This is a genomic window from Paenibacillus baekrokdamisoli (genome assembly GCF_003945345.1).
In the GTDB taxonomy this organism is placed as follows: domain Bacteria; phylum Bacillota; class Bacilli; order Paenibacillales; family Paenibacillaceae; genus Paenibacillus_Z; species Paenibacillus_Z baekrokdamisoli.
In genome coordinates this window covers 6,143,242-6,155,935 of sequence record NZ_AP019308.1, presented here as the reverse complement: position 1 = coordinate 6,155,935, position 12,694 = coordinate 6,143,242, and the positions used below count along the sequence as shown (strand labels likewise).

At 47.3% G+C, this 12,694-nt stretch carries 7 protein-coding genes; 1 reads left to right on the top strand and 6 read right to left on the bottom strand.

Features of this window, described 5'->3' with window-relative positions; all coding sequences use genetic code 11:
- Nucleotides 1–201: 201 nt before the first annotated feature.
- Both EKN16_RS27080 and EKN16_RS27075 read right to left on the bottom strand, forming a co-directional pair.
- A complete protein-coding gene (locus tag EKN16_RS27080; RefSeq protein WP_125664075.1) occupies nucleotides 202–1,317 on the bottom strand; it encodes a GntR family transcriptional regulator in 1,116 nt (371 codons plus the stop codon).
- Nucleotides 1,318–1,420: 103 nt separating this feature from the next.
- Entirely contained in the window at nucleotides 1,421–3,772 is a 2,352-nt protein-coding gene (locus EKN16_RS27075) for an alpha-L-rhamnosidase-related protein (RefSeq protein ID WP_125664073.1), read from the bottom strand.
- Between the two features lie 489 nt (nucleotides 3,773–4,261).
- Here EKN16_RS27075 and EKN16_RS27070 point away from each other — a divergent pair, with 489 nt between their 5' ends.
- Nucleotides 4,262–5,017 (top strand): helix-turn-helix transcriptional regulator, encoded by a 756-nt coding sequence (locus EKN16_RS27070; protein ID WP_164523008.1) that lies wholly within the window; start codon nucleotides 4,262–4,264, stop codon nucleotides 5,015–5,017.
- 117 nt (nucleotides 5,018–5,134) lie between these two features.
- Here EKN16_RS27070 and EKN16_RS27065 read toward each other — a convergent pair whose 3' ends face one another.
- The 4 genes from EKN16_RS27065 to EKN16_RS27050 form a co-directional block, all read right to left on the bottom strand.
- The gene (locus EKN16_RS27065) at nucleotides 5,135–7,795 is read right to left on the bottom strand and encodes a hypothetical protein (protein WP_125664069.1); all 2,661 of its coding nucleotides are present in this window, start codon (nucleotides 7,793–7,795) and stop codon (nucleotides 5,135–5,137) included.
- Between the two features lie 86 nt (nucleotides 7,796–7,881).
- The gene (locus tag EKN16_RS27060) at nucleotides 7,882–9,216 is read right to left on the bottom strand and encodes an ABC transporter substrate-binding protein (RefSeq protein WP_125664067.1); all 1,335 of its coding nucleotides are present in this window, start codon (nucleotides 9,214–9,216) and stop codon (nucleotides 7,882–7,884) included.
- Nucleotides 9,217–9,324: 108 nt separating this feature from the next.
- Nucleotides 9,325–10,947 carry a response regulator gene (locus EKN16_RS27055; RefSeq protein ID WP_125664065.1) on the bottom strand — a complete coding sequence of 541 codons (1,623 nt, stop codon included), beginning with the start codon at nucleotides 10,945–10,947 and terminating at the stop codon, nucleotides 9,325–9,327.
- Nucleotides 10,944–12,680 carry a sensor histidine kinase gene (locus EKN16_RS27050; protein WP_125664063.1) on the bottom strand — a complete coding sequence of 579 codons (1,737 nt, stop codon included), beginning with the start codon at nucleotides 12,678–12,680 and terminating at the stop codon, nucleotides 10,944–10,946. Before EKN16_RS27050 ends, EKN16_RS27055 begins: the two co-directional genes overlap by 4 nt.
- Nucleotides 12,681–12,694: the final 14 nt, after the last annotated feature.

The following is a 12,694-nucleotide window of genomic DNA, read 5'->3' as shown; positions in this document are numbered from 1 at the left end:
TGCAACATAATAGGATATAATAGTAAATACTTTGATATATACTTCATAAAACAAAAGTATACTATACATAATAGGCATTTCAGTGCTTTTTTCTTTGCTTAATTGCTGAAGCATCTTGTGGTGAAATACTAAACGAATGCTTACTCTAATTAAAAAAACTCCCGTATGGGAGCTCACTTCCATCAATGATTTAATTAGATCCTATTTCACTGTCGGTTTCAGCGACACCGCCGCGGTGCTATCCCGCAGGATCAGTGTAGGAACAATCTCGTCCTTGACTAATCGGTTATTGTTAGCCTTTAGATCCAGCAAGATCTCGGCAGCACGTTCGCCTAGTTTTCTTGTATTCTGATTAACGGTAGATAGCCTAGGGTAGATATATTCACTGATCTTCACATCATCGTAGCCCATAATGCTAATATCATCCGGAACCTTCAGTCCTAAATCTCTTGCTGCATTCAATGCCCCAATCGCCTTATAATCACTCGTGGCGAATACTGCAGTAGGCGGGTCGGATAATTCCATCAGCTTCCTAAAGCCCTCATCGCCCATATCTGCTCGTTCGAGATTGCCGTTCATGACAGCAATGAGGTCGGAATCAAATGGGATCTGGTGCTGCGACAGGGCAAGTCGATAGCCCTGCAGACGGAGAGAGAACTCCTGATTTAAATCCACTATCGATCCGCCGGTCAAAATGACACCTATACGCCGGTGACCGAGGGAGAGCAAATGCTGAGTGGCTAGGTACCCGCCTGTGAGGTTATCCACAATGACATAAGGAATGCCCAGATGCGGATAATAAAAATGGACGGTTATGATATGCCGATTCTCTTCCTGCCAAGATGTTAAACGTGTCAGATCGAAATCATCTTTCGACGTAAGCAGGATAATGCCAGCTTGGGGATCATCAGGCAGCTCGTAGTCGTCTCCCATATCCCACAAATAGAAGTCGATTCCATTCTCCTTGCATACTTCCTTTATACCTTCAAACATATCTGTAAAAAAGGGATGGTTGAAAAGATTAACTTCATAATTCCGATGTGCCAAGTAGATCACCCGTATCGACTGCGATCCAGCAGAAGCCGGATTTTCTTGAACGAAGCTCCCCTTTCCCCGAATTCGGTAGACGAAGCCCTCCTGCACAAGGTCCGAGAGAGCACGTCGAGAAGTAATTTCACTTGTATTGTACGCTTTGGCCAGCTCAATTTGAGTCGGAAGCGAATCATGCGGTTTAAGTTCTCCTACTGCGATTTTACGTTTAATATCATTCATTATATATTGATACATCGGAGTCTTGTCCAACTTATCCATATCCATCAAACCATCACTCCTTAGCAAAGTGAATTAAGTATACTTTAACCCTATTAATTCCGCAAGAAAAAAGGCAGCACCCAACCAAAATGGTCATGTGCTGCCTATATCAAATAATACCCGTTACATGAATACCTTCTTCATCCGTGACAACGGATAGATCCGCCAGTCCAAGCGCTTTCCACGCAAGCCCAATTGGCAATAAGGCCTGGTACCTGACTCTCCCATCTTCCCCTTGTTTCCATTCGGCACGAATCTCTCCAGCCTTTGTCGGAACGATCCCCTCTGCCCATTCGATCCCCTTTACTAGGGTAGGCTGCAGTGTTACCCCTTCTACACCGATCTCGGACACGTTAACCCCAAGAAGTTCTCTACTCAGCAGATACGTAGGAGATGCCCCCCACCCATGACAGAGACTGACTGGGATCGAGTCCTGTAGATAGGTTGGTGTATGACCCAAATACGGGCTTGGCGTTGTGACGAACGGTAGTGACATATCGAATGTCTCCCACCACGTTGTGGCCCCCCGATCCAACATAGCACCCCAATAATCACGAATTAGACGGATCGCTTCCTCCGCGAACCTGTAGCGAAATAGAGTTTCCAGAACGATATGGTAGAAGAAGGCACCACGAATTGGAGGCAGTTGGTCCGGCAGATAGTAGTCCTGTACAAAGGCTACCACTTCCGCCTCATCCATGATACCTGACCAAGCTGCAGCGAAATTGGTCTGAGCAGTGATGCTTGACGACAAACCATTATCGGTCAGACAGTCTGCATAGACCGTTGTGCCTGCTGCCTGAAGCAAGGTACGAATCGATCTGCGGACCTTATCCGCCTTTTGCCGGTAGCCCACTCCGCGCTCTCGTTCTCCCAGTTCCTCAGCCAATAAGGCCGCGGTGATTAAGAACTTATAGTAGAAGCAGGAAATCGCCGTCACGCGATCCTTCCGCTCAATATCATCCGACCAGTCGATGAAACACCACCAACCAGCGCGATCCGCTGCAGCGAACAGGCCCGATTCATCCTCTTGATCAACGAACCAGCCCGCAAGTTTAGTCACATAAGGCGATATTTCCTGTAAAAAAGCCGTATCTTTGCTGTACGTATAATACTCCCATATGCCGAACAGCCAATGTGCACAAAAGTCTGGAAGCAAGAATTTGTTACGCTGTGGTCCTGTTCCAGGGATCGAGCCATCTTCATTCTGAATTCGAGCTGCTTGAAGCAGTGACTTGCGTACAAGTGCTGGATCTTTGATGATCTGATAGACGACCTTAGCCATGACAACAGAATCGGCGACCCACAATGCCCCCTCACGGTATGGGCAATCTTCAAAGTGGTTCTGACTGTTGACAATTGTTGTATATCGACCCGTCTCCCAGATCTGATTCAGACGGTTGTCACTACAGCGGAACATTCCCCCGTCAACGAATGGATAATGGACGAAGCGGAACTGTAGACTTTGAATTTGCAGCGGAACTGGCGTTGCCATCACTGCGACCTTCATATAGCGGAATGCCCTTCTTCCGAATGGTGAAAGCTTATTCTTTCCCTTACGCAGGAGAAAGGTATCCATCAGCGCCAGCTCTAGCGATTCGCCGTAGAATAACTGAAGGACACCGCCTTCTTCCGCATAAACTTCGAGCTCCGTATAACCTACGACTTCAGCTCCGAAGTCATAAGTGATTTGAGGAATAGATCCTGGTTGGGATGCATCCATCATGACAAACTCCGCGTTTCCCCGATCTTGCTTTGAGAGAGCGGCTTCTGGCGCTAGTATGGCTCCTGTATAAGGCTCTGCCGATATGACAGAAACCGGATGTACTAGTGTCTCCTGCAGGAAAGGGATTTCGCGAGATACTAACCGAGGCCATGGGGAATCCGGCTGCTCGGCTGCTGCGACAGCTTCGGCTAGCGGCCAGGAAGAATCGTCGTAATCCGTTTGCTCCCAGCCATCCTCTTTAGAGACATCGAACAGTTCCCGATATCCACCCCAAAGGTGAAGCCGGCTCACTTCCGACCTCCATCGCTGCGAACGCCTGCACTTCCAATCGGGGCCACTTACAATCGTTCGTACCTCATTCCCTTGGGAGGAATTCGTATCGTACAGATCAAGCTGGCAGATTACACCGCCAGGTCCCTGCAACTGATCGGTTACGACCATTTCCTTCCCGAAATTGTGAGCAGTAATGGCAATTGCATTTGTTCCCTTTTGTAAATAGTCAGCTACGTCATACGTATCGAATGATATCCAGGAAAGATCCGCTGGCGTCGGCCCTCTTCCTACCTCCACACCGTTAATATATAGCTTGTAGGACTGGTTGGCGGAGATTCTTATCGTCGCGCGAATAAGAGGCATTGTTACATCAAAGGCCTTCCGTGCCTCTACATACACATTGTTATTCGAAGCAGTTCCCGATGCCCAAATCCAATGCGCTTTCCAATTTTCTGTTTCCATGTCGTTCCCCCTAAAAATTATGCCTAGAACTTATCTGTTTGCATTCGACTTCACACGGCAGCCCTTATAAGCCAGTTATCCGAACTAACTTCAATTGATTTGCCATTTCATACGATCATTAAACAAAGTATTCTTTATTTATTCATGATATACTTAAATGAATTGTATTTCAACTAAATATACGATGGATAATGAACCGAATAAGCCCGCTGCGCGGACGGATCATTCTTAAGGGTCGCTGTTGTCTCCCTATTTCTTGATTCTATCCCTTAAGGGTAGAAATCCGGAGACAAAGGCGAACGCTATCGCTTCTTCAGAACGATTCCGTCCGCTTCGCTAGGTACTTCGTGATGGCAAGCACGGATTATGATTTAGAGCCCGAATAAAACAATAAAAATCCGAAAACATATATTTTGACAGAAAATATTTAAGTTCTATATGATTAACCCATAAAATATGGCTATCATCTAATCGGAAAGGATGCGCCCGATGTTTACCAAGCAGCTTAAATTTTCATTCCTTTTTTCCCATAAATTCAACACAGAAATCAGCCTCCATCAGCATGACTGTTATGAATTGGTCTATTATCTTCGCGGCTCTGGAACGACAACCATCGACAACACAGCCCATACCTACTCAGAGAATACGTTCAGTATTATTCAACCTCGTACCTATCACAACGAACTTCATCACGAGGCAACTGAACTGATCTGTCTGGGATTCCCATTTCGTGAAAGCGAAAGCCATTCCATCCGATTGGAGAACGGCATCTATCCCGATCGTTCCTGCCTGCTGCTGCAGCTCGTGAAAAAGATGAAGTATGAACTTTTAACCCAACGCATTCATCACCATCTGAAGCTCGAATTGCTGCTGAATGAGTTTCTGATCGAATTCGAGCGGACACGCTCGATCCACTCCTCCACTGAATCATTCGAGTACATCGAAAATTTCATCAATGAAAATTTCCAACAGCAGATTAACCTGCCTTCCCTCGCCAATCTGTCCGGTTACAGCTACGATCATTTCAGACATCTGTTCAAAGTGAAAACCGGCGAACCGCCTATGAGCTACATCATCAACAAAAGAATCCAGCATGCCAAAAAGATGATGCTTTCGACCGATATGTCGATGAGCACCATCTCCCAGGACTGCGGGTTTTCGAACAGTTCGCAGTTTTCGGACACGTTCCGCAAAATAACCGGTTTCACTCCAAGCGAGTTCAAACGTAAGCATTTCATTCGGTAGGGATCAGCTGCAGTACGGTAACAGCCCCCTTGAATTTATCGTGTACATATTCCCCAGCACCCGCTTGAACTCATCCAGCAAAGAGGTTCAATCAGCGCCGGGGATACTTACGATCCATTAATCCGTTATTCTTATATAGTCCACATTAACCGTTCCAACTGCGGTCAGCGGATCGAAGCGGATTTGCCTGATTGTTCCCGTCCAGTTTGCATTCTCCCCCATATCCACTACGTAATCCATCATGCCGCTCGTTGCAATAATGGGTATGAGAACTGATTTCGTCGCATTCCACGTCGTATCCGTCGTCGTGATAAAGAATAGCTCGGCGGTCGAATTGCTCGATTGATTCTGTAGGCGGATATGAATATAGCGATTGAGGAGCGGATTCGTAATCTCCAACTGATCCGGAGAATAGATATATGGATCCGTCCCGCTTGATGTCACATTTAAAGCGCCTCCCGTTGCCGTCATCGAACTGTTTTGGTTCCCGCTCGACCAGTTCTCCAGGTTCGCATCCGTGTTAAACTCCCAACCTTTAGCCTGGTCGTATCCCAAAGCAGTCATCTGAATGTAGTCCACATTCATAGATCCGCTTTTCGACATTGGATCGAATCGCAATTGCTTAATCGTTCCCGACCAATTGGCGTTGACGCCCATATCGATCACATAAGTAGAATAGCCGCTCGCATTCTCTTTCGTTGCAAACGTAACGGATTTCGCCGCATCCCAAGTTGTATGAGTCGTTGTTGTAAAGAAAATTTGAGCCATTGGATCGTTTGCATTATTCTTCAACCGAATTCGAATATAGCGATTCACAGCGGGGCTATTCAAGTTGTCACTGGATACGATATAAGGGTCCGTACCGCTGCTTGTCAGCGTCAAGATCCCTCCAGAAACCGAGCCGCTGATCTGGTTGGCCATTGACCAACCTTCCAGATTGCCGTTTGTATTAAAATCCCACTGCAGCCCGTAATTGCTATAGGCAATGGATGGTACCCAGCTCACCGTATCATCTGTGTTATTTCCTGTCGTACCGCTTGAAACTTCAAAGCGGATTTCATCATTTTCGTTTACGCTGATACTATCCAATATCGCCTCGTAGCCGACCATGTCACTTGAGCCAAGCGATTGATTGCCCGCTGCGGGCCATATGCGCGTACCATTTTTGGTGATTCTGACAACTGAACCATCGCCACCCGACAACGCTTTCAATACACGAGCCCGAATGCTGACCGTACCCGTTACCGGCGCTTTCCAAGCTCTGGCTACCCAACAACTTCCGCAATTGGCGGGATTCTGATCAAATTGAGAAATACTCGGTGTACCCGTCGTAGATGAAGGCTGCCAGGCTTTATTAGCGCTATTATAATAAGCAAGATTCGACCATGTCGATCCGTCATAAGCTTTGTAAACCCAGTTGTTCAATCCTTGTGTCGATCCAAACTGGTTCGCGGAATGAAAGATGGCAGAAACCGATTTAATCGGTAGATTGTTGGAAACGGTAAAGCCGCTATAATCTGCCCCATCCTCGTACATGAAATTTTTCGCTTCGTTGTAGAAATTATCCCGAATTGTGCCCGTTGGCGTATCGGACGTACCGGCTCGGCGGAAAGAACCATTTCCATTTTGAATAAAGGTATTCCCTGCCGCTACGGTATTCGTTTCAAAGCCGATACCAGGATGAATAGCCAAAAAGGATATACCCGCTCCGGCGTTGCCGGCGATATAATTTTCGCTGATATTCACATGATCCGTACAGCATTCAAAATCAAATGCAACCATATCCGGAGATCCCGTGTCGGGTACGTTGGTAAACATATTATTAAAAATATTACTGTCGTAAACACCAGCCATATAAACCGCAGCTGTTCCGGTAGCCGAATGACACCCCGAATCGCCATCCAATTTTGAGTTAATCATTGTCAAATAGCGGACATCCGTGATGCGCATTCCGTCATCGCAACCTGTTGCGCTGCCGCCTCCCGCATTGTTACCGTGAAAGTTGAGATTCGTCATCACGATATTCTCCGCAGCTTTATGACTCGATGTCGAGGAGTACGTCCCGTTATACCAGTCGATCGAAATCGTATCCAGGTTTCGAGTACCTTCAATTCTGTCGAAAGTCACATTATTCACAATATAATTGTTGACGCTATTCGAATTGTCGAATGTTTTAGACGTAAACTCGATCCCAGCTGAATTCCAGATCGCATCTCCCGTGCTGTCGTTTCCGCTGCCCGATCCCTGATGAATCCCTTTAATATCATGAAAATAGAGATTATCGAACACAAGCCCCTCATGTCCAGCTGTAGAAAAGGTGACCAGAATACCAGTTCCGGCGCTGCCGATTTCCAGACTACTGATATGCCAGAAGGTAGGATTCGTCAAAATGATCGCTCTATCAGACTCCAGTCCGTTGCGGATAATACTCGGACGGCTTCCGCTTCCGTAGGCGCCTAATACGATCGGGCTTACTGATGTTCCTGTACCCGTAATCGTCATTTGCTGGTTCCATACGCTCCCCCTAGCCAGCAGGATTTGGTCTCCGGCCCCGAACGCGCCATGGCTGTTGACAGGCACAAAACTGCACCACGGCGCTGTTTGCGAAGTTCCCGTCCCACTATCGTTGCAACCGCTTCCAATTTGGTTATTGACATAGTAGGTTGCGGCGGCTGAAGCGGTCGCCGTAGAAGCATACAAAATACCGATCATAACAACACAAACAACTACGATAGCCATACCGATTGTTTTCCGAACATCCCCAATCATCGTCATCATAAAACTCACGCTCCCTTGATCGATGTAAAACACCGAAGCCATTCATGCTCATGCTCATGCTCGAAGGCTCCGGTGTTTTCTTAAACTTATTTTTTTACATTTTTATCGATAAGCGCCTGCACTTCTGCCAAAGATTGTTCAATTGGCTCGTTCCCGATCAGGATTTTTGGGAGTGCATCTTGGAACAATTTGATACCCGCTTCGTTTCCTGGCGTATGCTCGACTATGAAACCATTCTCGGCCGCTTTTGCATAAGCCCCCATGATTTTGTCGCCCTCTGGCGGCTTATATCCTTTTGTGCTCGGCACCACGTCGCTCTCGGCCAAGCTTTGGAACGTACTCTCAGAGGTCAGAAACTTCGCCAGTTTAATAGCTGCCTCTTGGTGTTTCGTTTTCGCGGAAACCGCTACAATATTCGAAGCCCCGCCGAGCGTACGGCTAGGCTCTATCCCCTTCCAAGCAGGTAGGGCATAAGCTCCCAGTTCAACTTCCTTAGGCATATTTTGTTGTAAATATTGAATGAAATTTTCCGGAACAACCATATATTGAGCCATCTTTTGCTGGACGAACAGCGCTTGCGTTTCATCCACGCCATTGGTCATGCCCGCTGGATCGAACGTGCCGCTGTCCCACATTTCTTTGAGCTTCGCAACCGCCTCCACAAATCCAGGGTCCGTTACTTTCGCTTTCCCGGTTAGGAAATCGTCGGTTGTCACGTTTCTTATGGATTGATCAAGCAAGAAGCGAAGCCACCAGTCTCCCCAGCCTACTTTATTCGCATAAGACATTGGGATAACGCCTGCTTCTTTAATTCGTTTGTTATTCGATTCGAATTCGGCCCATGTCGCCGGAGCCTTGAGCCCCAATCCATCGAATAGCGACTTGTTATAGACGACGACAACGCTGACGGCTCCGAACGGAACGCCCCAAACATGGTTTCTCGCATCTACCTCTGACGTTAAACCGGAATTCATATTATCGATAAGAACAGGATTCATTGTGTCGCCCCAAGCCGTACTTTTATCGTACGCTGGTGTTGTGAATGCACTCTTCAAATCCAAAATGTCCTTCGTTTTGATCAGCGATTCAAAAGTGACGCCCTGAATACCGAATACGTCAGGCAGATCATTGGAAGCGGTTAGCGTTTTAATCTTGTTGTTGTACGCGTCACCAGCAGCAACATATTCATAGTCAATTTTAACGCCAGGATTAGCGTCTTCGAATTTTTTGAATAGTTCTGGTTTTAAATAAGACCACCAGGAAATAAACTTCAATGTGACATTTTCACCTGCGGCTGATGACTCCTTCTGGTTCCCCGCAGATGCAACCGTATCGTTTTCATTTTTGCCGCCGCATCCGCTCAATACTACCATCGCAACGATCAGCAGTGACAACGTGATGAGCATCCCTCTCTTTTTCATGCAATCCCCTCCATAGGTCGTTTGAACACGCCCCTATCGTAGCACCCTCAAACCAAGCTGAAAACTCGAGTAAATTCGGAATGATTGCCTATTATTCGGTTTTTTATTTTATAGTTTGCGCAGTTCCCGCCACCCTTCCCGGTATTCCACAGGCGTACAACCGACTTTGTTTTTAAAAACTTTCGTAAAGTGTGCGGGAGTCGCGTAGCCTACCTTCTCACATATTTCAAAGGAAGGCTTGTTCGTTTCCCGGAGCAGTTTCTTCGCTTTCTCCATCCGGATGTTAATAACGTAGTCAATGAATTTCACGCCCATACGCACTTTGAACTGCTCGCTTAAATAGGTCGGATACAGCCCCACAACATCTGCTACCTCCGCCAAAGTCAAATCGCTGGCATAGTGAATATGGATATAATTCACGGCATCGGTAATAAAAGTCGGCTTCACTTCAAGCTGTTTCTCCTGAATAAGACCCGCCCATTCGGTCAATCTGGACATGACCTCGCTTTCCAAGGCGACCCATGTCGGACATTTCTCTAAATCCCTTTGCAGCTTTCCCCAATCGCTCAATCCAACATCCGATGGTCGAATCCCCTTCGCTTCCAGCGCATCTTCCACTCGCAAGAAGAGCCGCAGAATCATATCCAACAGAACTTCCGGGTGAACAGTTGCCTTGTATAAATCGGCCAAAAGCACATACAATTCCTTCTCGACGATCTCCACATCGCCCAGCACCGTTGCCATAACCACCTTGTGAAAGGAGTCCTGCTTGACAGACCATTGGTTGAGGAGGTTCAAGGAATCTTCGTAACGAATGACCTTACCCGTACCCATCGTTAATCTTGCTCGGAGCGAAGCCTGCACTTGCCCCAGCAGCTCGGGAAAGAGCGAGAACTTGTCCAATGCGGAGCTTAAGCCGATCGTGACGGGATATTGGACATGGGAAGCAAGCAAGGCCAACAAATGATCCAGAGAAGCTGATATATCAGAAGCCCTTTCGTTACCCTTCTTCACAAAGAAAAGCAAAACGACAAATCCGTCCTGGCCTTGCCATACAGTCCCCCCTTCGGGCTGCAGCAAAAACAAGGCTTCTTCTGCCATTTTGCGTATAAAATATTGAAACAGCATCCGATCGGCTTGCTGAAAAGGACTTCCTGGTATTTCGTCGATAGAAACACCGGCGGCTAGGAAGACATATTGATGCTCGGAAATTCCATAACGATTCTCCAAATAGGCCCTAGCATCCGGAGCCATACCGGGATTGTTGTGGAACAAGGCGTTCAATAGATTGTCGTGGTAGACGGAAGGTCCCAGCGGAGATTCTCTCTTGTCGTAGCCCCCCGCTCTGGAAACGGGACTTTCCTGGTTACGGATGCGATCCAGCACCGCTTGAAGCTCATTCTTAATGACTGGCTTTAATAAGTAATCGATCGCTCCTTCCCGCATGGCCCTTCTCACGTAATCAAATTCGCCAAATCCGCTCATGACGATAGTTTGGATATGGGGGCAAGCGCGGGCCAGTTCCGTGATCAGGTCCAAACCGTCCTTATTAGGCATGCAGACGTCCGTGATCAGAACGTCCACGTTTGCACCTTCCTGCAAACAAAACGCCAACGCTTCTTCGCCGTCATAACATTGTGCGACTATCCTATCGTTTGCATTCATTTGGGTGATGATGAAGGCCATACCCTGTAAGATCAACTTCTCATCATCTGCGATAACAATATTCATACCTGTTCACCCGGCCTTTCGCAAGGGATGTTGAGGGTAACGGCCGTTCCGATTCCTGGTCTGCTTGAGATCAACATCCCAAATTCCTTTCCCCACTTTAAGCGGATGCGGTTATGGACATTAACCAATCCCACATGGGAAGCCTCCGCCGTTCCCATCTGTAAATGCTGGATGATTTCATTCAAGCGGACCTGCTCAATCCCGATCCCATTGTCAATGATTTCGACCGACACGGTTTGTTGTACAGCATACACCTTTACGCGAATCGACGCCTGACGCGGCATCCTCATCGCCGCAAAACCGTGTTTGAAACAGTTTTCCACTACAGTCTGAAGGGAAAGCTTCGGAATAAGGACTCTCTCCACGTCTGGCTGCACATCATACTCGATATGAAGAGATCCGTTGAAACGTATTTCCTGAAGCAGTAAATACTGCTTCAGCAGCATGAGCTCCATATGGATAGGAACGAGCATTTCAAATTCCGTAGCCGCACGGAACAGCAGTCCAAGCGCTCTGGCCATTTCCGCCGCTTCCGATGGCCTTTGCATTTCGGCGACCATGCTGATCGCTTCCAGTGTGTTATATAGAAAATGCGGATTGATTTGAGCGTGCAGCGCTATTAGCTCCGCCTCTTTGTGAGCCAGATCGGACAGATAAACCTGGTCGATAAGCTCCTTCAATTTCTCTGACATCGAGTTGAACCCTTCGGCCAGCTCCGCAACCTCATCGGTCCCTCGTACCACAACCCTTGTATTCAAGAAGCCTTTTTCCATTACCCTCATCGCATTGCGCACAGCTTTGACAGGCTTAACCATACCCATAGCCAGTAAGATGGCGACAATAATTGAAAACAAGACGCATAAGCCCCCTGCAGTCAGCACCCAGAAACGCACAGTTCGTATTTGCTCGGTAAGCGCACTGTACGGCAAGTAGGCGACAAGCGTCCACTCCGATTGTTGGGGCGAGGCATAGGTGACGAGTGTGCTACCGGATGGAAAGCTTTTATTCATGGAGGCGATCCGCGTTGGAGACAATTCGATGGCGTATTCCGGCCATTTGCTGGCGGGATCGAATATCGGAAGCTGACGATTCCATAGAACGATCATATCCTGTTTCGGCAGCTGGGCGTTCTCCATGAGCTGGTTTAAACCGGATAATTCAATGCTCAGGACAATACTGCCGAGATATTGGTGTGAAGGATCATTGATTCGCCGAATTAAATAAATCGAAGCATCCTTTTCATCCTTTTCCATAATCCACTCTCGTCCTGACTCCATCAACTGCTGCTCGTAATATGCCAGCTTTTGGGGAGTCATTCGGCTCTCAGATCGGTGGCTTTCAAATATTTCTTTGGACTTCGTGTAGAGATAGACGGAATTCAGATCGCGCTTTTGATTCAACAGCTGGTTTAAAAAATGGTTCAAACGCTGCACCTGCGTGTATGCTTCCAAGGAATGAACCGAGACCCTACCGGCATTGCGCTCGTTAATAATGTGAAGCAAATTGCGGTCATCATCCAACTGTGTGTCTTCCGTCATAATGGATGTCGACAACCGCACCATGTCCACGAAATAACCATCAACTTCCGAATACAACAGCCGGATCGTCCGCTCAACCGATACCGACACTTCATCTTCCATGCTTTGCTTGTACAAATAATAAGAGACAGAAGAAGTCAGAACAATAGGTAGAACGATCAACAAGATGTAAGTACTAAGAAGTCTTTTTACCAATCGTCTTCCTCCTT